Here is a 22465-nt window from a genome sequence, read left to right on the forward strand (position 1 = left end):
AAAAAATCTTGAAATGACCTATAAAATGAATTACAATAAAATTGTTTGAAAATTGTGGTAGCACGCAGTGCAGAACAATTTGGTATCAGAAGGGTCAAAAGATTCGAAAATAAAACGGCTGGTTCACGGTTGGGGATGTGAAGCGGAAAGCCTTAGGACGGAGGAATAAGCGATGGCAAAAGAGGTTAAAACGATTGGTGTACTGACAAGCGGCGGCGATGCGCCGGGTATGAATGCAGCGATCCGTGCGGTGGTCCGGACGGCGATCAACAAGGGCATGAAGGTAAAAGGTATCATGCGTGGTTACGCTGGACTTTTGCAGGAAGAGATTGTGGACATGGACGGAACCAGCGTGGCAGATACGATTGGCCGTGGCGGTACGATCTTATACACAGCCCGCTGTCCGGAATTTATGACCGAGGAAGGTCAGAAGCGCGGCGCAGAAATCTGCCGCAAGCACAACATTGACGGTCTGGTCGTCATCGGCGGCGATGGTTCCTACCGCGGCGCCGGAAAGTTATCCGCGCTGGGAATCAATACGGTAGGTCTTCCGGGCACGATCGATCTGGATATTGCCTGCACCGATTATACGATCGGGTTTGATACCGCGATCAACACGGCGATGGAGGCGATCGATAAGGTAAGAGATACTTCCACCTCCCATGAGCGCTGCAGTATCATCGAGGTTATGGGACGCCACGCGGGATATATCGCCCTGTGGTGCGGTATCGCTAACGGCGCCGAGGATATTCTGCTTCCGGAGCGGTACGATGGCAATGAGCAGATGCTGATCAACCGCATCATCGATAACCGGAAACGCGGCAAGAGACATCATATTATCATTAATGCCGAGGGCATCGGACATTCCGCGTCGATGGCGAAGCGAATCGAGGCGGCAACCGGCATCGAGACACGTGCGACGATCCTTGGTTATATGCAGCGAGGCGGCGCGCCGACCTGTAAAGACCGCGTCTATGCGTCCATCATGGGCGCCAAGGCGGTGGAGCTGCTGGAAGAAGGAAAGACCAACCGCGTGGTAGCGTATAAGCACGGCGAGTTTCTGGATTTTGATATTCAGGAGGCGCTGAATATGAAGAAGGATATTCCGGAAGATCAGTATGAGATTAGTAAGCTGCTGATTCGTTAAGGAATTTGATGGCTGCTTGTGAGATGGGCTGGCATATGAACGGAGAACAGGCTTCTCAGGGATAAAGGGAGAGCCTGCTCTCCGTTCGTGCGTCAGCCCTGTTTGTGGGCAATGGAAAATGAAACAGATGGAGGTGCAAGAAAATGGCAGAAATGCAGAATCCCAATACAGATGGGGACTCCACCGTACTCTGCGGTGCGAATTCGTATGTGGAAAAATATTATCTGAATGAGCAGTTTTCGGGGCTGCCGGAGTCAATTAAGCAGGAATTGCAGATCATGTGTGTCATGTACACAGAGGACATCGGCGGTATTATTTTGCTGGAGTTTATGCCGGATGGCAGACTGCAGTTTAAGGTTGAGGCGGAGGAGAATGATTACCTCTTTGACGAGATCGGAAGCGCGCTTAAAATCAAGCAGTATCAGGCGGAGAAGCGTGAGCTGCTGGAATCGCTGGAGCTGTATTATAAGGTGAAGGTGCTGGGAATCCCGGCGGACGAACTGTTAGACGACGAGCAGATGGAACGGTATCAGGAAGATTAGAAATAAAATGAAGATTGGAAACGTAGAATTAAAAAATGCAATCGCTCTTGCACCGATGGCAGGGGTAACGGATCTGCCGTTCCGTCTGCTCTGTAAGGAGCAGGGATGTGGTTTGATGTACACGGAGATGGTCAGCGCGAAGGCGCTTCTTTACAAGAACCGCAATACGAAGCCGTTATTGGAGACGCGGTCGGAAGAAGAGCCGGTTGCGGTGCAGCTGTTTGGCTCAGATCCGGAGATTATGAGCGAGATGGCGCTGCAGCTGGAGGAAGGACCGTATGCCATCATCGACGTCAACATGGGTTGTCCGGTGCCAAAGATTGTCAACAACGGCGAAGGTTCGGCACTGATGAAGGATCCGAAGCTGGCAGAGCAGATTTTGACGGCGATGGTAAAGAAACTTCATAAACCGGTTACGGTTAAATTCCGCAAGGGATTTAATGATTCGAATATCAATGCGGTTGAGTTTGCGAAGATGGCAGAGAGCTGCGGCGTGGCGGCGGTAGCCGTGCATGGACGGACGAGAGAGCAGTATTATTCCGGAAAGGCGGACTGGGACATTATCCGTCAGGTCAAAGAGGCGGTTTCAATCCCGGTCTGGGGAAACGGTGATGTATTTACACCGGAAGATGCCAAGAGAATGAAGGAAGAAACCGGCTGCGACGGCATCATGGTGGCGCGCGGCGCGAAAGGAAATCCATGGTTGTTTAAACGGATTCTCCACTATCTGGAAACCGGAGAACTTCTGCCGCCGCCGACTGCAGAGGAAGTAAAGAGGATGATTGTCCGCCATGGGACGCTTCAGACGGAATTTCGCGGCGAGGAGATCGCAATGCGGGAGATGCGTAAGCACGTGGCATGGTATACGGCAGGATTTCCACATTCGTCGGCGCTTCGCAATGATATAAACCAGGTGGAGACGCTGGAGGAGCTGGAACGGCTGGTGGATGAGAGAATTTAAGAGAAGGATGAATGTGTGGAATCAAAACGATGGTTGTGTTACATGGGTGGACGAAATCGGAAGGCACAGAAAAAGCACGAAAATGTAGGATTTTCCCTTGTTTTTAAAGCCATTATGGCACTTTGTGATTCTTGACATTACACCAAGAATCATGTATAATAGTGCGATGCAATTATTAGGGGATTCAATGATGAATCGATAGAAGGAAGGATAGCTGTCATGGCAGAAAAGAAGAACATTTTAACTTACACAGGACTGAAAAAGTATGAAGATGAACTTCATGATCTGAAAGTAAATAAACGCCAGGAGATTGCACAGAAGATCAAAGAGGCGAGAGAGCAGGGCGACCTGTCTGAGAACGCTGAGTATGATGCAGCAAAAGATGAACAGAGAGACATCGAGGCAAGAATCGTAGACCTTGAGAAACTGTTGAAAAACGCAGAGGTTGTTGTTGAGGATGAGATCGATCTGGATAAGATCAGCATCGGATGCCAGGTAAAGGTACTGGATGTCGAAGAGGATGAAGAGATGGAATTTAAGATCGTAGGTTCCACCGAGGCAAACAGCTTAGATGGTAAGATCTCCAACGAGTCTCCGGTTGGTCGTGCCCTGCTTGGCAAGAAAGCTGGCGAGACCGTAGACGTAGAGACACAGGCGGGCGTTATCCAGTACAAGATCCTGGACATCCAGCGAGTATCATAAAGAGACGAAGGAGTGAAAGAGAAAGTGGCAGAGCAGAATCAGCAGAATAAGAACGAGGAGAAGGACTTAAATCAGTTATTAAAGGTGCGCCGCGAGAAACTGAAAGACCTTCAGGACAACGGAAAGGATCCGTTCCAGATTACAAAATTTGATGTAACTGCACACAGCAGCGAGATCAAGGATAACTTTGAGCAGATGGATGGCAAAGAGGTTACGATCGCAGGACGTATGATGTCCAAACGTGTGATGGGTAAGGCATCTTTCTGCAATGTGCAGGATTTAAAGGGCAATATCCAGTCTTATGTTGCCAGAGACAGCGTAGGCGAAGAGGCTTATAAAGATTTCAAGAAGATGGATATCGGTGATATTGTCGGAATCAAAGGTACCGTATTCCGCACCAAGATGGGAGAGATCTCCGTTCACGCAGAGTCCATCGTACTGCTGTCCAAGAGTCTGCAGATTCTGCCGGAGAAATTTCACGGACTGACCAACACGGATATCCGTTATCGTCAGAGATATGTGGATCTCATCATGAATCCGGAAGTAAAAGACACCTTTGTAAAACGTTCTCAGATCCTCAAGGAGATCCGCAATTTCCTGGATGGACGCGGATTTATGGAAGTGGAGACCCCGATGCTGGTAGCTAATGCCGGCGGTGCGGCTGCACGTCCGTTTGAGACCCATTATAATGCTCTGGATGAAGATGTAAAACTGCGTATTTCTCTGGAACTCTACTTAAAGAGACTGATCGTAGGCGGCTTAGAGCGTGTTTACGAGATTGGCCGTGTATTCCGTAACGAGGGTGTTGATACCCGTCACAACCCGGAATTTACCCTGATGGAGCTGTATCAGGCATACACCGACTACGAGGGCATGATGGAACTGACCGAGAGTATGTTCCGCTACCTGGCTGAGAAAGTCTGCGGAAGCTCTGTCATCAGCTATAACGGCACTGTGATTGATATGTCCAAGCCGTTCGAGCGCATCACCATGATCGATGCAGTTAAGAAATACTCCGGCGTTGATTTCAACACTGTTAAAACTGACGAGGAAGCAAAGGCAATCGCAAGAGAGCACAATGTTGTATTTGAGGAGCGCCATAAGAAGGGTGATATCATCAACCTGTTCTTTGAGGAGTTCTGCGAGGAGAAGATGATTCAGCCGACCTTCGTTATGGATCACCCGGTTGAGGTATCTCCGCTGACCAAGAGAAAACCGTCCAATCCGGAGCTGGTTGAGCGCTTCGAGATGTATATCTACGGCCGCGAGATGTGTAACGCATACTCTGAGTTAAATGATCCGATCGATCAGAGAGAACGTTTCAAAGCACAGGAAGAGGCTTTTGCTGCTGGCGATGAGGAAGCAAATCATACGGATGAAGACTTCCTGAACGCACTGGAGATCGGTATGCCGCCGACAGGTGGTATCGGATACGGTATCGACCGTCTGGTTATGCTGTTGACCGATTCTCAGGCAATCCGTGACGTACTGCTGTTCCCGACGATGAAGTCATTAGACGCTGATAAGAAAGCTTCCAAGACTTCCGAAGCAGCTCCGGCAGAGGCTGAAAAACCGGTTGAAAAGATTGATTTTTCTAAGGTAAAAGTCGAGCCATTGTTTGAAGAAATGGTTGATTTTGATACATTCAGCAAGTCAGATTTCCGTGCAGTAAAGGTTAAAGAGTGCGTTGCAGTACCGAAGTCAAAGAAGCTGTTACAGTTTACTCTTGATGACGGAACAGGCACAGACAGAACCATTTTAAGCGGTATTCATAGCTTTTATGAGCCGGAAGAACTGGTTGGAAAGACTCTTATTGCTATCACAAATCTTCCACCGAGAGCTATGATGGGCATTGACTCTTGCGGTATGCTCCTCAGTGCTATCCACGAAGAAGAAGGCGAAGAAAAGCTTCATCTTCTGATGGTTGATAACCACATTCCAGCAGGTGCAAAGCTCTATTAAGATGAGAAACTGAGCCTTGCGGCGGTGTGCGCTTGCGAACACCGACATAAGGCGAAAAACGCACGGAGACGCCAGTCGACGTGATGTAAAGATGTACCGTTTTACCGAATAGACGGGACGTACTTCATTTGATAAAAAACTAAAAAAACAGCGATTTACATCAAACTTACATCAATTGATGCAGAAATCGGTGCAAGCAAGAAAAAATCGCATAATTAGTGCAATGAGTGGGCAATTCCAATCGGAGTTGCCCATTTTTAAAACAAACAGAAATACAAATCGGAAGTTGGAGGATACACGCATGAAAATTGTAATCATTAATGGAAGTGCCAGAAAAGGAAATACGCTGGCAGCAATCAATGCATTTATAAAAGGAGCGTCAGAAAAGAATAAAATTGAAATCATTGAACCCGACAAACTCAACATTGCACCATGCAAGGGATGTGGTGTCTGTCAATGCTCTAAGGGATGCGTCGACAAGGATGATACAAATTCTACAATTGATAAAATTGCTGCCGCAGATATGATTCTTTTTGCTACACCAGTTTATTGGTGGGGAATGTCAGCACAATTGAAACTTATCATTGATAAGTGCTACTGCCGTGGATTGCAGTTAAAAAACAAAAAAGTTGGCACAATTGTTGTAGGTGGTTCTCCCGTAGGCAGTATCCAGTATGAGCTGATTGATAAGCAGTTTGACTGTATGGCAAAATATCTTTCATGGGATATGCTTTTCAAAAAATCATATTACGCAACAGCCAGAGATGAACTTGAAAAAAATAAGGATTCCATGAACGAACTTGAGTGGATCGGAAAAAATTTATAAAGCACACACCAAATTCCAGTTTGCCAACTTGCCCTTTGAGAGAGGAGAAATCCTTTTCTCAAAGGGTTTTTTCTATTTATACGGATATTCGCAAACTACAAGATAAAGCCAAAACTTCATATACTCTAAGCACAAGGAGGTTGAGGTTTGGCTATGAATAACAGTTTAGCAGAAGTACACCCGGAGCTTGTTTCGGAGTGGTCGGAGAAGAACTTACCGCTTACACCTGATACTTAAATGAAGAAGAACGAAGCCCAGTGATACAATCACTCATTGCACTGAAGAACAATTTAGCAGCTCAGGGACGATACACCGATGCAGTAGATGATGTTCTATGTAAAGTGCTTGAAGCAAAGAAAAAGAAATTGAAAATTGAATACATTTAGAACGTGTTTTGTCGTCTGTTTCCTAACCGGAGCAGGCGGCTTTTTTTATTTCGAAAAATTTTTTGAAAAGCAGCGATTTTGGGTGTGCATTTCATACCCCTTTCTCCAAATGGGTGAAGTCTTTCAGGAAGCAGGTGGACAGTTAGAGCGTTCTGAAATTAGAGACAGAATTAGTGAGTTAGATGAGCATATTGCTGAATTTGAACAGAAACTATATACATCTAATAAAACAGGAAATCAGTACAAAAAATTTGATTTTAAGTTTAATTTTGCTATTAAAGAGCTTAGTTATGTCGGACTCATCTGCCACCTGCCGTCTGTCTGCCGGTGCATGAATACTTTCAAGTATCAGGAGTAAGTAAAAGTAGATTGACAGATAATATAGAAAAGCGTATTATAATAATAAGAGGTGGGATTTCCCACACAAATGCTTGCGTAGGAGGTGTTGGTAATGGAAGCGATGAAAGATTATGTTGCCCATCTGGATAACAAAAAAAGAATTACGCTCAGAGGAGCTGCTTATCAGTATTACAATGTAAAAGAATACGGAAATGGCTGCATTATTCTGGAACCTCGGGAACTGGCAGTGCCAGAGAGCATTTCAGCCAGAACTCTGGCAGATATGGATCGTGCAGTAAGTAACTTTAAGAGAGGCGATGTTTCCCCGGCTATTGACCTGTCAGATTTTTAAAAGGAATAAGAGATGAATTTTAATATATGAATGGGAATTCCTGAAATGCAGGAACTTTGGTTAGATCTGCAGGAGAAATATCGTTCCGGTAATATAAAAAAGAAGGAAGAACAGTTGTATAAAAAATGGGGAAAGGCTTTAAAGCTGTTGTCGGCTGATCCGGGTTATCCGAGTCTTCAAACCCATGAAATAGAGCCATTATCCAGACGTTATGGAATGAAAGTGTGGCAATCATATCTGGAAAATAAAACCAGTGGCGCAATGAGAATGTACTGGGTTTATGGACCAGACCAGAAAGATATTACAATTATCGGACTGGAACCACATCCGGAAGATAAGAAAAATGGCGCATACGACCGAAGTTCACTGTCGGATTTGTAGAATAAAACTGAATATGGAACTAAAATACGAGCAGTTAGTCTATGAAAAATAGGTTAGCTGCTTTTTTCATGCAAAAAGGTGAATCACAGAGACGTTCAGACGGAAGATATGTATATACTTATACGGATCCTCTCGGAAGACGTAAATATGTTTATGCACAAGACCTTGTAACGCTTCGGGAAAAAGAAGCACAGCTCATGAAAGATCAGATGGACGGTCTGGATATATAATCTAACGTATTATCCGGTAGGAGAAGACCGGGCATCGGAAAATCACATTTCAACGCCGAAAACAGAAGCCGGAATGCGTACGATTCCCATGTTGGATACAGTGAAAGATGCTTTTGAAATGATCTGGGAAGAGCAGAAAGAAAATGGCTGGACAGATGCAGAGATTGATGGGATGACAGGCTTTGTTTTCTGTAACCGTTATGGAAATATAATGAATGCCCAGTCAGTTAATCGGGCAATCAAGAGAATCTCATCTGCTTATAACGCAACAGAAGAAATAGAGGCAAAAAAGAGCACCGGGAGCCGGTGCTCTTGCCGGATTTTTCAGCGCACAGCTTGAGACACACATTTTGCACAAGGCTTTGTGAAAGAGAAACGAACCTGAAAATAATCCAGTCGATCATGGGGCATAAGGATATTCAGACCACTGTGGATATCTATGCAGAAGCGACAGAGAAGAAAAAACAGGAAACATTTGAACATTTGGCTGCAACAATGGATGTATTTTAAGAAGGGCTTATGAACCCTTTCATCTGACAACAGAAATAACCAAATGAGATCAAATTGACAACAGATATGATTTTACAATGATTCATCATGAATGGTAATGAAGAGAAGACAATTTAATAGAAATAGCACAGCGAAGCATCACGAAGGGTAATGAAGAAAAATTAAAAAAATTCCCGACGATGAAGAGTTTGGAGAAATAAAATGCCGAAAACAGGGCGTTTTCAAGCAATTTAAGAGGCTTAAATTTGTATTTTACGACAGAGTTACGACAAATGATGAGCCATGATATAGTAAAAAATATTTCTAAACTTAAAAAACAGGTTGCTAAATTCAGAGAAACTGTATATACTAAAGATAGAAGTAAATGTTTGCCGCTTGCTGATGGTGCGGGGTATAAATAATTCAGTTCGTAAATGAAGCCACTTGCTATACAGGTGGGATAAAAATAGTATAGTTTGTAAATGTTCCCCATCAGTGAATTCTGATGGGGAATTTTATCACATAGGAAAGGTTATTTATGGAGATACAACAGGGATATTCGTATCATATCAAGGATGAATTTTTTGACTTGGTTCAGGATAAATATTTGATGAGTAATAAGGAACAGGGGAACTATCGTCCTCATTACTATGCAATTCAGGATAGAAAAATTCAAAATTGTATTGGATGATACCAATTAGCTCACAAGCTGAGAAATACAAGGAAATCGTTGAAAAGAAAAAGAAACGATATGGTAAATGCAATACGATAGTGATTGGATTATTTGCAGGGAAAGAAAATGCTTTTTTGATACAGAATACATTTTCTGTTATTGAAAAATATTTTGACCATGTTCATACGATTCAGGAACAGCCTGTAACGATACATAAAAAGTTGGATAAGGTACTTGTTGAAAATCTGAATGAAGTACTGGCTATGTATAATCGTGGAATAAAATTGACTTTTACGGGTATTAAAGCGATTAGGAATATTATGGAAGAAGAACTTGGAAAATAGAGAGGACACCATTGCTTATGCAAATGTAAGTAATGGTGTCCTTTTGTATGAGCAATGTTTATAAACCCACTGTAATTCCAACAAGAAAGGATTCCTCACCGGGAACAAGATCGAGATCACCGCCATGGCTTTCAATGATTTTTCGGACAGAGGAAAGCCCGATTCCATGATCAGCAGATGTACCCTTTCGGGAGAGGAATGTTTTTCCCTCTTGCAAGGCCAGACCGTCGTAAGTGTTTTCAATCTTCAAAAAGTACATATTGCCTCTGGTTTCGCCTGCAATGAAAACGCGGCGCACCCCTTGCTTTTGGCGGCTGCACGCCTCAACGGCATTGTCCAAAAGATTGCCCAGCACCGTACACAGTTCCACATCGGTAAGCGGCATCTGATCGGGAAGATCGAGCCGTACCTGAAATTCTGTCCCTTGTGTCTGCGCCATACCGTAGTAGTATTCAATCAGCGCATTTACGACGGGATTTTTGCAGAACTGGGCAGGGGAGTGACCCGATGATGCCGCAACCTGTTCCTCTACCTGTAACAGGAAGGAGCAGATCTCCGTCTGCCCACGTTCAGAGGCCATGCGGTCTATGGTGCGCAGATGGTGTTTGATGTCGTGGATCAGCCTTCTGTTTTCTGCCGCTGCTTCAGAAACCTGACGGCTGTATTCGGTCTGCATAGAAAGCTGACGGATGACCTGCTTGCGTTCTTCCTGGAAAATCAGGCTGTTTCCATATCCTTCTATCACATCGCGCCAGAGGGAATAACCGATGGCTGCTGCTATGAAAAAGCTGCCCCATTCCAAAAACCAACCGCCGATAACCGGCTCATAAACCGGCAGAAGGCGATCCCATATAAAGGCGCAGGTTGCGGCTGCCGCAGCATAGAAGATCGGCCTGCTCCGTTTTTCTCCTCTGTGAATGGCAAGCACAGCGATGATAAGCAGATAGAGCGCAGATGCCGCCTTATAACAAAAGACCGATGTAGAGAAGAAACGAATCGCTCCAAGGGAGAGATGGGAAGCCATCATGCCATACACAAACGCATATATCAGGAAGACAGCGCCCACTCCATTACTGATGGCCGCAGGCAGGAAGCCCGGCCTGCATATCCGGTTTTGCAGAACTACGATCAGCCAGGTAACCAGATAGATACAGAACAGTTCAATCGTGTACCAGGGGAATACGGAAACCGCAGCCAGCATATGAAGCACAGGATAGGATGACAGGCCGCACATGGCAAGGCAGATCAGTCCGAACAGGAATGTATTTTTCTGTTTCATCCGGCGGCTGAAATAAAAGGACAGCAGCGCACAGACAAAGGTAACTGTACAGCTGAACAGGCAGAATGCAAACCGGATTCCTCTGGTTGTATTGACCGCCAGCATCGTTCCGAAAGCAGGCGGATAGACAATCCCTCCGTAAAAGTGGTCATAGTTGCTGACCGCTATGGTGAGTGTGACCGGTTTTCCGCCATGAAAAGTGACCATGCGGTTTTGAACCAATGGTGTCCCCTGTGCCGGTTCCCCCATTTGCAGGATCAGGTCATGATCCAGATAAAGGTTGTAAGCAGAAAACACTTCTGGGATTTCCAGCGCATATGTTTCCTTCCGTTCCGGCAGAAAGAATGTCATCTGATAAGTCCCGCAGCCATAGGGAGAAGGGTTTGCAGGGCTGGAGAAATTGGTCTGCTCTCCGATGGAAAGGTAGCGCATATAATGGCTTTCATCCCGTATTTCTTCCGGGGTCAAAAGCGCGTCAGGATAAAATGCCCAGCCGGATACCAGAAAGCGCACCGGTGACTTTTGAAGTTCTTCCTCAGAAAGCGCCAGAATCCCATTTGCCGCCTGGATTGTGTTCTGGCTATATTTATTATTGAACTGATACAGGCCAAGAAAAAACAGGGATGAGCACAGGCAGACCATACATAAGGCAGCATATTTTTTTACTGCAGAAGATACCATCTTATTTTCGCCTCCTCCTTAGGAAAAACACACCGGCAGACAGAAGAAGCAGACAGGCCGGAATCAAAAGGAGTATGGGCGACCGGCTATGCTCTGTGTCGGCGGCCTGTGCCAGGAAAACGGCATCTTCCTTTCCCACAATGGTGTATGTCCCTGTATGGCTGATCTGAAAGGAGACGGCTTTTGCCGCATCGTCATAACCGGTCATGGGAATTTCCACGCCGCTTTCATCACAGAGGAACCATGTGCCGGCTGCCGGGTCATTTGGACAGGGCAGCATGACAGAAACATCCGGCAGGGAGCTGAGTGCAGTTCCATTGATGGAAAACGAAAAAGAAAAACCGCCGTCCGTATCCGTTTGGATGATGACTTCAATCTGATCTTCGTTTTGGATGCCCTCCGGCAAGGCGTCTTTTGGTATGCTGATGGTGATTCCCTGTTTGGAAAAGACGGCTCTTTGCTCCCCTGTTTGCAGCATCATCAAAAAGCGCGTGCCGGAAATCCGGTCGGTGGTTTCATCGGAGAACTCTGAAAAATCAGGGCTTTTGGAATCCGCATCTTCCGCTGTATCACCGTTTGCCTGTTCCGATGGAAAATCGTCTTTATCTATATCTATGGAATCATCCTTTCCCTCCAAGGATGGCTCGGAAGACTTGTGGGATGGTTCATGATCCGCAGGATCATTTTCTTCACTGACAGGTGGTGTTTTTTCAGAATCGTTGGAATCCACTCTGCCGCCATTTGTTGCAGGCGGTTTTGGAGGCTTTGTGGAGGGCCTGTCTGCGAAACCGTCATCCTGATCGTTGGTATCTTCAGGAGGCGGTTGAATGATGGTATCGGGAGGATTCCCGCCTGCATCCCCTCCATCCCGGTCGCCTTCATGGTACCCTTCAAGGACAATTTCATCTGCGTAGGTAAAGGACAGGATGCCGGTCTGTCCGCCGTCATAATCCACCTGAAGGCGGTAACTGCTGCCCGGTGCCAGCAGACGGGTAGCAATCGAGAGCATTTCCTGACCCACATAAACGCCACTTTCCAGGCGGTTCCATGAACCGTTGTTTTCGGACAGCCATACGCTGATCTCATCCAGTCCCCCCGGCGGTGTGACCCAGGGAAAATGAAGGTTTCCTCTGGCGGACAGAAAGCAGTTAATGTCCGGTCTGCCTGGAGCCTGTACAGAAACAGGAATTGAGATTTCAGGGAAAGCAATTCCCTTTACAAACGCAGTATTTGCTGGTGCGGTCAGCTTTCCAATGGCATGGTACAGTCCCACAGTATTCAAATCAATACCAGAAAAATCCCATTCCACCACAGCGGTGTAGCTGGTTCCATTTTCCGCATAGCATTCCAGATAGTAAGGGGAAAAGGCAAACAAATTTTCCAGCGTTTCGGTTTCGCTGCCCTCTTGAACCGCAAACGCGTCCGTATAAGGATACCATTGCTCTATGGAGGTGATGACAGCAGGCGGCATTTCTTTCACCCGGACGGAAATCTGAAGCTCCTGCAAGACAGCTTCACCAAAGGCATACCCCTCCGGCAGTTCAATCCGGCCTGCTGCGGTATATTTGCCTGGAGTGGTCTGGTCAATGGCCGAAAAATCCCATGCGACAGAAAATGTTTCCTGCCGGATTTCTTCACCTGCTGTTACAGTGGCGCAGACGGTTTGATACCGAAGGGCCAGCTGATAAATTTCCTCCAGGTCATCATCAGACGGTGTGGTTCTAAGGGGCAGGGTGAAATCTGGCAGGGAGAGCAGTTCGTCTTCATTTTGTATTTCTGTGACAAGGACGAGGGATACTTCTTCCGATGCTTCCGGGGTTTTGCTCTCCAGTGTCCCCGGAGCCTCGCTTTCTAAATCCGGCGGATTCTCCCTTCTTTCATCGGCATTGGATGGGGTTGCAGTTTCGGCGGCAAATGCGGGGATACTGCCGGTGAAGCAGAGGAGACAGGCCAGACAGCCCTCCAGAATACGCCTGTGCATTTGCTTCATTCTCATACGATCCCCCCCATTCCAGAGAAAACATATTGACGGTAGGATTCCCGCAGCTGTTTTCCATTGCGGAGGGCAATCGGAAGTTCCTCCCCGTTTATCAAACGGAAGGTCTGACTGTCAACCTGGCTGATGTAATCCATGTTGATTAAAATGCCCCGGTAGCAGGGCAAAAAACGCTTGTCCTTCTGCAATGCGGCAGTAACCTCCTGAAAGCCTCCGCTTACCGGTATCACGCGTTCTGCCGTATGAATCCGTGTCATACGGTTTTGATAATCTATGTATAGAATCTTCTCTGTGGGAAGTTCCAGCTTTTGACGGTCAGCCATAACCGAAAGTGTCATCACTTCATAGGGCGGTTTTAGCTGGCACAGCTCCATCGCTTCTTCAAAATCTGCCTGATGGAGCGAAAGAGGCTTCAGCAGATAATAGCTGGCGGACAGGCTGTACCCCATCCGGGCATAATCTTCTGTAATGGTCAGAAAAACAATCTTACAAAGCCTGTTTTTCTGGCGCAGCCTTCTGGCGGCCTCTATTCCATCCATGTTCTCCATATAGATGTCCATAAAGACAAGCTGAAAATTGACCTGGGCGGCAGCTTTCAGAAAATTCTCTCCGTCCTCAAATTCTGTCAGCGTATAGTCCAGCTGATGCTTTTTCATATAATTTTCCAGGCAGACAGACAGTTCGGCTCTGTCCTCTGCTCTGTCATCCACAATCGCAATCTGCATCGTGCCATCTCCTTTGCACAAAAATCCAATAATAGTATAACATAAAACCGCAGGAAAAACTTGCGTCTTAAACAGGAAACCTGCGTCTTAAACAAAGTCGGTTGCATTTCCCTTGACAAGATGCTACTCTAATTATACTACCAGACTTTCCGATGAGAAGGTCTGGTTTTTTTATGTGACAGGAAATTCCGAAGAATTCCCTGTCACATAAAAAAGGCACTAACGTGCCAAAGATGCGCACTTGCGCGAAGATGTAGATTGTCGCAAGCGACCGCGCAAGGCGCAAGAATGTGCCAAGGCACATTCTTTCTTGTTTTTCTTTTCAGGAAAGGAGGCTCAGCATGAAAATCGCACTTTGTACGGAATTAAGGAATGCAGAATGGTTTGAGAGCAGGCTGCGCTCTCTTTTTGCTGGGGACGGACAGCTTGTCATCGACGAGCTATGGAATGAGAAGCAGCTATCTCAGGCACTGCGGCGGAGCCGATATCATGCGGTTGTCATCGCCATGACCGGGGCAAGGGGATTGGAGGCTGCCATTCAGGCAAAGCAGCTGGCACCGGAAACACCGCTTGTCTGGTGGAGCGATGATAAAAACTTCGCCCTGATCGCATATCACCTGCGTATCCCTGCGTTCCTTTCGGCAGACTGCTCCGATCAGGAGCTATATGAGGCGATAAAACCCATCACAAAATGGAGGTGCGAAAATGCGAATTGCGCTGTGCAGTTATAGTCAGAAGGAGAAAGAAACGGCGTTACTGATGAAGCTTGGCAAAGTAGACCGCTTTGACAATGGCGTATTCTGCGTCTATGCCATGCAGCGGGATGGGCCTTATGATGCTGTGGTTGTCATGGAGGACGGAGCCAGGGGGATGAATTTCTGCATGAGCATACGAGGGTACAGCAAGGATGTCCCGCTCCTGTGGATCAGCGACCAGGCAGAATTTGAACCCCAAAGCCGCAGGATGCAGGCGGACACCTTTTTGGTGAAGCCTGTGACGGAATATCAGCTGCGGGAGGCGGTATCCCAGCTGCTTCAGAAAACAACGAGAAGGAACGAACCGCGTGAGGAGGATGAATAAATGATATGGAAATGGAAACGGCCGGCCGCATTTTTACTGGCGGCGGCAATGATTTTTACGATGCCGGGAGTTCCGGCATCTGCGGTGGAAGCGGGTGTATCCGCCGTCCATACGGGGTTGTGCAAGCATCACCCGGAACATACAGAGGACTGCGGATATACGGAAGGAACCGAAGGGGCAGCCTGTGAACATGAACATACTGAGGATTGCTACACCCTTGTGGAGAAGTGTATCCATAAACATGACGAAAGCTGTTACCCTGTTTTGGAAGGCAGCGTATCAGAAAATACGGCGACCTCATCTGAAGTAGAGGAGGTCCAGCCGACCGAGTGTACCCATAAATGCAGTGAGGAAAGCGGCTGTATCACAAAAAAATTAAGCTGTCCTCATGAACGCGGCGAGCATGACGATACCTGCGGCTACATTCCGGCCACAGAGGGGACGCCCTGCGGGTATACCTGTGAACTGTGCAATTCTCAGGACAACGGGCTTGTTCCCGGCGTGTCCGGGAATGCTCCGGCGGAGTGTATCTGCGAAACCCGCTGTGAGCAGGGGGCGGTCAATCCCGACTGTCCGGTCTGCTCTGCGGAAGATGCGGATCTCTCTGCCTGCAAGGGAACAGAGCAGGCAACGCCCCTGATGGCAGCTGCAGCAGACGATGAAACCATCTCCGGCAATGTTATCTGGGAGAACAGAAACATAACTACCCCGGTGACGGTGAAGGGCGACACAACAATCACGCTGAAAGGCGAGAATACCATTACGATTACCGATACCGCATATACCGCCGCTCTGGATATGTATTCCGCCAATCTGACCATTCAGGGAAGCGGCAGTCTGACGGTCAATGTTCCTAGCGGGAAAGATGGTATTGCGGACGGCAGTTGGAGCGACACCGCCGGCGGGACGCTTACCATAAAAGACGGGGTAAAGATAACCACCAACGGCGGTTTGTGCGGCTTGAGCGCTAAAACCATCGTGATTGAGAATGGAAAGCTGAATCTAAATTCCGGTTGGGGTATTAACACTGCATCCCTGACCATGAAGGGAGGAACCCTTTACGCCACCGGAAAATATGGTGCGATTTCGAATAGTAGGTATGGAAACGCCCGAAACATCAACAAAAACCTGACCATTCTGTATTCGGAAAGTCAGAATGCAAAAACAGACGATATGTCGGTCGGCACAGCGGCCGATACGACAAGAGAAGGGGACGTCAAGACCATCTATATCGCCAAGATGGCGCCCCGCGCAAGCCTGACCGTCGGCGCGCAGCAGGGAACCCTGCAGGAAGGCTCAGGCAGTCAGACGGCGACCTTCTCCGTTACCGGCAGCAAGGTCCAGATGAATACCCTGAACGTGGAATGGGTGGGCGACCACACCGGTCTGACGGCGGCAAAATCCGCTGACAACCAGACCATCACCGTTACCGCGGACAACAATGTCAAGGAGGGCCGCTATAAGCTGAAGCTGACCGCAAACAGCGAAGCAGGATACTCTCCTGCCAAGGCGACCGCCACCGCAACGGTCACCGTCGCCGCCGCGCCCAAAAACCCCATTACCATAAGAACGCAGCCGCAGGTCGTATATGAGAAATTAGATGGGGAAAGTGTAGCGGTTGTCGATGTCAGCGCCTCTCTGGCAAGCGGTCAGTCCGGTAATATTACCTATCAGTGGTATGTGAACGGAAAAGAATTTCAGGGCACAGGCAGCGGCAGTTATAATAAAATCGTCCTGACCAAGTCCAACCTGACCCCAGTGGAGGGCAGGGACTGGGAGTACAGCGGCCAGGTCTACTGCAAGCTGTCCTATAATAACTATACCGTAGATACAAAAACTGTCACCGTTACCATTAACACCTGCACCCATGCAAAATACACCCACGATGGCAAATGCCAACAGTGCGGCGAACCGTGTCGCAAGGAAGTGCTCTTTATTGACGAAGATGGTATCCCCTATTCGTCTGAACTCGGGAACAATCAGGTCATGGTTGGGAGCAGGCTGATTTCCGGCGGAACCTTTTATTTTGTGCGGGATATTGACGCAATCTTGCGTGCGGGAGGAGGTGATGGGACCAACAAAAAGGACCTTACGCTGGACCTGCAGGGCCACAAGGTCAAGGCGCTGGATTTGCAAGATTGCCCGTACAACAGCGTCACCATCAAAAACGGCACGATAGAGGGCATTGGAGAGGTCATTGCCACCAAAGGCCCCACGGTATTGATATTAGACAGCGTTACAACAGGCGGGGGTGTCGTTAATAACCTGTTTACCCTGACGGTAAAGGGCGACTGCGTGTTTCAGCATCAGGTGAAATTCCTTGGGAAAACCCAGCTCCAGGGCGGCACGTTCCAATGTGGAATCAATGCAGAACTTGGTGAGGAGGCCCTGGCTCTGCTGGCGGACGGATATGCCTTTGCAGACGCTGATAGCGACGAAATTTTGAACGTTTCCAATGTAGATATTCCGGATAGAGCGGTCAAGGTGGTCGAGCATACCGACCAATATCATAACGGCAAATGCGCCTGCGGCAGAGTCTGCGACCATGCGGGCAAGGTGGACAGCGCCGGTTACTGCACCCGCTGCCATATGCTGGTGGAGGCATTTGAAACCGGCGGCAAGCGATACACCAGTCTGGAAAACGCGCTGACTGCCGCGCAGGACGGTGACACTATCACGCTGCGGGGGCCTTTGGACATCGAGAACGCAGAGCCTATCGAAATCAGCAAAAATATTATACTGAACTTGAATGGACACACCCTGAGTAAATCCGCTGAGAATGCGCTTCTACGCATCCTCGGCTCCAATGTAGCCATCATGAACGGCAAGGTGCTAAGCACCTGCACCAGCAAGCCCGCTACCGCGGTGGAAGTTGGAAAATTTGACCACACAGGCGCAAAGCTGACGCTGGACAATGTCACCCTGGAGGGCAGCGTAGGCGGCGGAATTGGTTCCGGTGGAACTGGGCTTTCCATTTGTACCGGGAACGAAGCTGTGGTAACGAGCGGCACGTTCCCCGGCGGCATCTACACGGAGGGAGCGCTGACCATGTCCGGCGGCAGTGTGGCTCGGCTGGAATTGGGTGCGCTCGAGGGTATTCCAGTGCCCCTGTCCGGCGGCTCCTTTGGCAGCATCCAAATCGAGAATGGCGCAAAGTATCAATCCCTGCTGGAAAAGGGCTATGCCTATCAGAAGCAAGGCGGCGCATTGGTCAGGCTGTCGGAGATGAATGAGAATACTGCCGTAACCGTTGTGAAGTGCAGTCACCCGGATGACCCTTCCGGCGGGAATGTTTGCCCCTACTGCGGCTATGCCGCTGCGGCGACAAAGACGGACGGCAGCATTTCCTACTATCTGACGGCAGACGCGGCCATCGCCGCAGCCGACGGCGGTACGGTGAAGCTGCTGGCAAATGCAGGCGAGATCACCATCGGCAGCCCGCTCAAGCTGGATCTGAACGGTAAGACGGCGGCAAAACTGACCGTTACCGGAAATGTTACGCTGGCATCCCTGCTGCCGGAGGGTTACGTGTTTAAGAGCGGCAGTACCTGGATAACCGATCTTACCGGCAAGGAGCTGACCAATGTTTCTATGGCCAAGATCCCCATCAAGAGCATGGACTATCCGAACAAGATGAGCATGACTTATGGCGGTACGGGGACGCTTCTTGTCAATGTAAATAAGGAAAGCGGCACAGGCGCTGTGAGCTTCCAGTGGTACAAGGTGGAGAACGGCAAAGAGACAGCGGTTGACAACGCAACAAAGAATCAATTTGATCTTTCTACGCAAAAGCTACCCGCAGGCCAGCACACCTTCCGCTTTTTGACCACCTGCGACGGCTACAAGAAGATGAGCCAGGATATTGTTGTAACGGTACAAAAGGCCGACATCAGGTCAAGCCTCATCACGCCTCCCACAGCACAGGAAAACCTGACCTATACCGGCCAGGAGCAGGCGCTGATTACCGCAGGCAGCGTGACCAGCGGTGGCACCATGCAGTACAGCCTGACCGAGAACGGTACATACAGCCTGGGCATCCCTACCGGCACCGATGCCGGAACGTATACCGTGTGGTATCGGGTGATTGGCGATGCAAACCACAATGATACCGCACCCGCCAGCGTGGAGGTCAGCATTGGAAAGAAACCGCTGACGATCAGCGGGGTAACGGCTGTGTCCAAGCCCTATGATGGCACGACAGACGCAGGCATTACCAGCGTAACCTTCGACGGCATGAACTTGAACCGAGGCACAGACTACACCGTGGCCGCCAGCTTTGACGATGCCGGCGTGGGCAACGGCAAGAACGTCACTGCCACAGTGACCCTGATGGGGCAGGCCGCGAAGAATTACTCCCTGGAGCAGAGCAGCTTCCCTACGACTGCCAGCATCGCCAAGGCCGCTGCGCCTGACTTCGTCAAGGAAACTGCGCTTACCATTGTAAACGGCCACGAAAAGACCTACACTGTGACGCTCCCCGCCCTGCCCAAGCTGGAAACGCCCAAAGAGTACGGTGCACCCACCTATGAGCTGGGCGAGATCAAACTCAATGACGGCTACTACACCAGCGGCGCGAAGGTGGAAAACGGCAAGCTGACCCTGCCGATTCAGAAAAATGACGTGGAAACCACCGGCTCTGTGGGCACAGTGACCGTAGTGATCAAGAGCACGAACTATAAGGACATCACGCTGACCGTCAATGTCAATGCGACCAACAAGCTTGTCCCCACTGTTACGGCACCTACGGTCAATACACTGACCTACAATGGTGCAGAACAGGCTCTGGTTACAGCGGGCAAGACCACTGGCGGCGCAATGCTCTACCGGCTTGGCGATTCTGAGTGGAGTGAGCAGATCCCCACAGCGAAAAACGCGGGGGAATACACTGTTTGGTATAAGGTTCAGGGAAACGCAGAGTACGCAGATGTGGCAGAACAGAACGTGACTGTGACCGTAGCGAAGAAATCGGTCACAGTTACGGCGCTTGACAAGAGCGCCTACACCGGCAGCACCGCGCCCGATCTGAGCAGCCCGGAAGCAGATAAGGATTACAAGGTGGAAGGTCTGGTTGGTGCAGATACCCTGAGCGGCACGGTAACGCTGGACTACGCACAGACACCGGATATGAGCAAAACCGGCAAAACTGCGATCAACATTACTGGTACGCTGTCAAATGACAATTATGCGATCACCTATGTTTCTGGAACGTTGACTGTTTCCAAGCAATCTTCCAGCGACGGCGGTTCCTCCTCTGGTGGTTCGGGCAGCGGTGGAGGCTCATCCTCCGGCGGTTCTAACGGTTCCGGAAGCAATGATAACACCAACCAGCCGGAAGCCCCTGTCACCGGTGAAACCAAACCCATACAGCCGGATAAAAACGGCAATGCGGCAGTGGATAACAGCTCTGTCCAGTCCGCCATCGACAAGGCCAAACAGGATGCGAAAAAGAACGGCACCACAGAGAACGGGATTGGCGTTACTGTTCCCATCATCCCGGCGGCAGGCCAGACCTCTCTTAACGTGACCATCAAGGCGCAGACACTGGATCTGCTGGTTAAAGAAAACGTCCGGCAGTTTACCGTAGCAACAGACCATCTGGTTTCGGTTAATATCGGCCTGGATACTCTGAAGCAGCTGGATACCGCCTACGCTGGCGGGGACATCATTCTCCGGGCAGATAAGGTGGATGCACTGCGTTCCACCGAGGCCAAAGCCACCATCGGCACAAGATCGGCCTATGACCTGTCACTGGTCTACCTCTCCGGCGGCAAAGAAACACCGATTGCCAACTTAAATGGTCACACTATATCGGTGCGTTTGCCCTACACACCGGCAAATGGTGAGCAGACAGGTAATCTCTATGCAGTCTATGTAGATGACGCTGGCAAGGTGGAATGGATCACCAAATCCAGCTACAATGCCAGCCTGAAAGCGGTGGTTTTTGAAACCGGTCATTTCAGCGTTTACGGCGTGGGCTACAAGAACCCTGCCCCGGTCTTTACCGACATTACCGGCCACTGGGCAGCAGATAACATCCTCTTTGCAGCCAGCCGGGGACTGCTCTCCGGCACCAGCGACACCACCTTTAGCCCGGACACCGGCATGACCAGAGGAATGTTTGTGACAGCTCTGGGGCGGTTGGCGGGCATCAACCCGGACAGTTACCAGACCGGGAAATTCACCGATGTGAAAGCCGACGCTTACTATGCTCCCTATGTGAACTGGGCGGCACAGACCGGTATTGTGGAAGGCATTACCGCCACCACCTTTGCACCGGACACCAACATCAACCGGGAACAGATGGCGGTGATTATGAAAAATTACGCTGCAAAGCTGGGCTATGACCTGCCCCAGACCTTGAAGGCTGTGACCTTTGCGGACAACACACAGATCAGCAGCTGGGCAAAGGATGCGGTCAAGTCCATGCAGCAGGCGGGCATCCTGGCCGGGAAGAATGAAAATAAGTTTGACCCCAAGGGAACCGCCACCCGCGCCGAGGTCGCCACGGTTCTGCGGCGGTTTGTGGAAATCGTCATTGACCCGCAGGCCGCAAACGGCTGGCAGCAGAATGACAGCGGCCAGTGGAACTATTACAGAAACGGGGAGTCAGTGAAAGGCTGGCTCTCCGAGGATCAGAAGTGGTACTGGCTGGACAAGGTCACCGGAATGATGTTTGCCGGAGGCTGGAAGCAGATCGATGGTAAGTGGTACTACTTCTATGCAGACGGGACGATGGCGGTGAATACCGCATCCGACAGATGAAAAATGAACCCGTAATGTAATGCAAAAATAATATCAATAAAGAGGGATGTGAACAATATGGGCAAGTTTCTAATACTGTCGCTTACCGACCATGAAGAATATATACTCAGTAGAATTATGGAGATTATTGCGGTTGAGCCAGGATTTGACCATATTGTGACATCCCACCCTTGTAACACTCTTGTTTTTCCGGGCTTGGAGCTTCGGCTGAAGGAGAGAACAGCATACCGAAACGGTGAGTTGATTTCTATGACTCGTCGGGAATTTGAAACATTGGTATACTTGGCAAAACATCCATCCTGGGTATTTTCTGCCGGACAGATCTATGAAGAAGTATGGGGAGGATGGTGAAAATTGCGGAACGGCTGTTGCCTTCGTACCGAAAATCAATGCGAATCCGGTGTATAACGGAGGGTGAAGCCTGCTATATGTATGTAGCAATCATTATGATAACATAAAAGGCACGGCATAAAGAAATCTGATGTAAAATCTATCAGAATAATTTATGCCGTGTCTCTTTTTAATTTGATTGAAAAACGGCACACCGCATTCTCATTACTTTAGCCTGCAAATAAAAAGTCAAGACTTAATGGGGAAAAAAATATAAA

General features: G+C 48.9%; 19 protein-coding genes and 1 pseudogene. 17 read left to right on the plus strand and 3 right to left on the minus strand.

Annotated features, from left to right (window positions below; all coding sequences use genetic code 11):
* Positions 1 to 172 precede the first annotated feature (172 nt).
* The 13 genes and pseudogenes from pfkA (at position 173) to DWZ76_RS04360 (ending at position 9334) form a co-directional block, all read left to right on the plus strand.
* Positions 173 to 1147 (plus strand): 6-phosphofructokinase, encoded by a 975-nt coding sequence (pfkA, locus tag DWZ76_RS04310; RefSeq protein ID WP_117795852.1) that lies wholly within the window; start codon positions 173 to 175, stop codon positions 1145 to 1147.
* A gap of 143 nt (positions 1148 to 1290) precedes the next feature.
* The gene (locus DWZ76_RS04315) at positions 1291 to 1689 is read left to right on the plus strand and encodes a DUF6145 family protein (RefSeq protein ID WP_022359305.1); all 399 of its coding nucleotides are present in this window, start codon (positions 1291 to 1293) and stop codon (positions 1687 to 1689) included.
* 7 nt (positions 1690 to 1696) lie between these two features.
* A complete protein-coding gene (gene dusB, locus DWZ76_RS04320) occupies positions 1697 to 2650 on the plus strand; it encodes a tRNA dihydrouridine synthase DusB (RefSeq protein WP_118471997.1) in 954 nt (317 codons plus the stop codon).
* A gap of 219 nt (positions 2651 to 2869) precedes the next feature.
* Positions 2870 to 3352, plus strand: coding sequence for a transcription elongation factor GreA (gene greA / locus DWZ76_RS04325; protein WP_107001044.1), 483 nt, complete (start codon positions 2870 to 2872; stop codon positions 3350 to 3352).
* Positions 3353 to 3376: 24 nt separating this feature from the next.
* Positions 3377 to 5314 carry a lysine--tRNA ligase gene (lysS, locus tag DWZ76_RS04330; protein WP_118472011.1) on the plus strand — a complete coding sequence of 646 codons (1938 nt, stop codon included), beginning with the start codon at positions 3377 to 3379 and terminating at the stop codon, positions 5312 to 5314.
* Positions 5315 to 5615: 301 nt separating this feature from the next.
* Entirely contained in the window at positions 5616 to 6140 is a 525-nt protein-coding gene (locus DWZ76_RS04335; protein WP_055176454.1) for a flavodoxin family protein, read from the plus strand.
* 372 nt (positions 6141 to 6512) lie between these two features.
* Positions 6513 to 6884, plus strand: coding sequence for a winged helix-turn-helix domain-containing protein (locus DWZ76_RS15255; protein ID WP_243017770.1), 372 nt, complete (start codon positions 6513 to 6515; stop codon positions 6882 to 6884).
* 93 nt (positions 6885 to 6977) lie between these two features.
* Positions 6978 to 7217 carry a hypothetical protein gene (locus tag DWZ76_RS04345; RefSeq protein ID WP_005609451.1) on the plus strand — a complete coding sequence of 80 codons (240 nt, stop codon included), beginning with the start codon at positions 6978 to 6980 and terminating at the stop codon, positions 7215 to 7217.
* Positions 7218 to 7262: 45 nt separating this feature from the next.
* Positions 7263 to 7598 carry a hypothetical protein gene (locus DWZ76_RS04350; RefSeq protein WP_243017771.1) on the plus strand — a complete coding sequence of 112 codons (336 nt, stop codon included), beginning with the start codon at positions 7263 to 7265 and terminating at the stop codon, positions 7596 to 7598.
* A gap of 41 nt (positions 7599 to 7639) precedes the next feature.
* Positions 7640 to 8338 (plus strand): annotated as a pseudogene (locus tag DWZ76_RS04355) (site-specific integrase).
* 245 nt (positions 8339 to 8583) lie between these two features.
* On the plus strand, positions 8584 to 8739 hold the full coding sequence (locus DWZ76_RS15030; RefSeq protein ID WP_182426611.1) for a hypothetical protein: 156 nt from the start codon (positions 8584 to 8586) through the stop codon (positions 8737 to 8739).
* A 116-nt stretch (positions 8740 to 8855) separates the two neighbouring features.
* On the plus strand, positions 8856 to 9008 hold the full coding sequence (locus DWZ76_RS15260) for a hypothetical protein (RefSeq protein ID WP_243017772.1): 153 nt from the start codon (positions 8856 to 8858) through the stop codon (positions 9006 to 9008).
* On the plus strand, positions 9005 to 9334 hold the full coding sequence (locus DWZ76_RS04360) for a hypothetical protein (RefSeq protein ID WP_243017773.1): 330 nt from the start codon (positions 9005 to 9007) through the stop codon (positions 9332 to 9334). Before DWZ76_RS15260 ends, DWZ76_RS04360 begins: the two co-directional genes overlap by 4 nt.
* A 58-nt stretch (positions 9335 to 9392) precedes the next feature.
* Here the strand turns inward: DWZ76_RS04360 and DWZ76_RS04365 are convergent, their stop codons facing one another.
* From DWZ76_RS04365 to DWZ76_RS04375, 3 genes are read right to left on the minus strand one after another with little or no spacing between them, the layout of a single operon-like run.
* Positions 9393 to 11294: a GHKL domain-containing protein gene (locus DWZ76_RS04365; protein ID WP_118471999.1), complete on the minus strand. Its 1902-nt coding sequence runs from the start codon at positions 11292 to 11294 to the stop codon at positions 9393 to 9395.
* Position 11295: 1 nt separating this feature from the next.
* Complete coding sequence (locus DWZ76_RS04370; protein WP_118691655.1) at positions 11296 to 13290, minus strand: hypothetical protein; 1995 nt, start codon at positions 13288 to 13290, stop codon at positions 11296 to 11298.
* Positions 13287 to 14015, minus strand: a complete 729-nt coding sequence (locus tag DWZ76_RS04375; RefSeq protein ID WP_118472001.1) for a LytTR family DNA-binding domain-containing protein — start codon at positions 14013 to 14015, stop codon at positions 13287 to 13289. The genes DWZ76_RS04370 and DWZ76_RS04375 overlap by 4 nt, the downstream gene beginning before the upstream one ends.
* 341 nt (positions 14016 to 14356) lie before the next feature.
* Between DWZ76_RS04375 and DWZ76_RS04380 the strand changes: the two genes are divergently transcribed.
* The 4 genes from DWZ76_RS04380 to DWZ76_RS04395 are packed head-to-tail and all read left to right on the plus strand — an operon-like array spanning position 14357 to position 22208.
* The gene (locus DWZ76_RS04380; protein WP_107001030.1) at positions 14357 to 14746 is read left to right on the plus strand and encodes a response regulator transcription factor; all 390 of its coding nucleotides are present in this window, start codon (positions 14357 to 14359) and stop codon (positions 14744 to 14746) included.
* Entirely contained in the window at positions 14721 to 15095 is a 375-nt protein-coding gene (locus DWZ76_RS04385; protein WP_118467306.1) for a hypothetical protein, read from the plus strand. The genes DWZ76_RS04380 and DWZ76_RS04385 overlap by 26 nt, the downstream gene beginning before the upstream one ends.
* Entirely contained in the window at positions 15096 to 21857 is a 6762-nt protein-coding gene (locus DWZ76_RS04390; RefSeq protein ID WP_118472002.1) for an S-layer homology domain-containing protein, read from the plus strand.
* Positions 21858 to 21914: 57 nt separating this feature from the next.
* Positions 21915 to 22208 (plus strand): winged helix-turn-helix domain-containing protein, encoded by a 294-nt coding sequence (locus DWZ76_RS04395; RefSeq protein WP_243017774.1) that lies wholly within the window; start codon positions 21915 to 21917, stop codon positions 22206 to 22208.
* The last annotated feature ends 257 nt before the right edge of the window (positions 22209 to 22465 follow it).

The organism is Clostridium sp. AF35-15 (assembly GCF_003477745.1).
Classification (GTDB): Bacteria; Bacillota; Clostridia; order Lachnospirales; family Lachnospiraceae; genus Otoolea; species Otoolea fessa.

Coding starts and splice junctions, on each gene's coding strand:
- pfkA (WP_117795852.1), top strand. CDS start 173: ATGGCAAAAGAGGTTAAAACGATTGGTGTACTGACAAGCGGCGGCGAT.
- DWZ76_RS04315 (WP_022359305.1), top strand. CDS start 1,291: ATGGCAGAAATGCAGAATCCCAATACAGATGGGGACTCCACCGTACTC.
- dusB (WP_118471997.1), top strand. CDS start 1,697: ATGAAGATTGGAAACGTAGAATTAAAAAATGCAATCGCTCTTGCACCG.
- greA (WP_107001044.1), top strand. CDS start 2,870: ATGGCAGAAAAGAAGAACATTTTAACTTACACAGGACTGAAAAAGTAT.
- DWZ76_RS04335 (WP_055176454.1), top strand. CDS start 5,616: ATGAAAATTGTAATCATTAATGGAAGTGCCAGAAAAGGAAATACGCTG.
- DWZ76_RS04345 (WP_005609451.1), top strand. CDS start 6,978: ATGGAAGCGATGAAAGATTATGTTGCCCATCTGGATAACAAAAAAAGA.
- DWZ76_RS04350 (WP_243017771.1), top strand. CDS start 7,263: ATGCAGGAACTTTGGTTAGATCTGCAGGAGAAATATCGTTCCGGTAAT.
- DWZ76_RS15260 (WP_243017772.1), top strand. CDS start 8,856: ATGGAGATACAACAGGGATATTCGTATCATATCAAGGATGAATTTTTT.
- DWZ76_RS04360 (WP_243017773.1), top strand. CDS start 9,005: ATGATACCAATTAGCTCACAAGCTGAGAAATACAAGGAAATCGTTGAA.
- DWZ76_RS04365 (WP_118471999.1), bottom strand. CDS start 11,294: ATGGTATCTTCTGCAGTAAAAAAATATGCTGCCTTATGTATGGTCTGC.
- DWZ76_RS04370 (WP_118691655.1), bottom strand. CDS start 13,290: ATGAGAATGAAGCAAATGCACAGGCGTATTCTGGAGGGCTGTCTGGCC.
- DWZ76_RS04375 (WP_118472001.1), bottom strand. CDS start 14,015: ATGCAGATTGCGATTGTGGATGACAGAGCAGAGGACAGAGCCGAACTG.
- DWZ76_RS04380 (WP_107001030.1), top strand. CDS start 14,357: ATGAAAATCGCACTTTGTACGGAATTAAGGAATGCAGAATGGTTTGAG.
- DWZ76_RS04385 (WP_118467306.1), top strand. CDS start 14,721: ATGCGAATTGCGCTGTGCAGTTATAGTCAGAAGGAGAAAGAAACGGCG.
- DWZ76_RS04390 (WP_118472002.1), top strand. CDS start 15,096: ATGATATGGAAATGGAAACGGCCGGCCGCATTTTTACTGGCGGCGGCA.
- DWZ76_RS04395 (WP_243017774.1), top strand. CDS start 21,915: ATGGGCAAGTTTCTAATACTGTCGCTTACCGACCATGAAGAATATATA.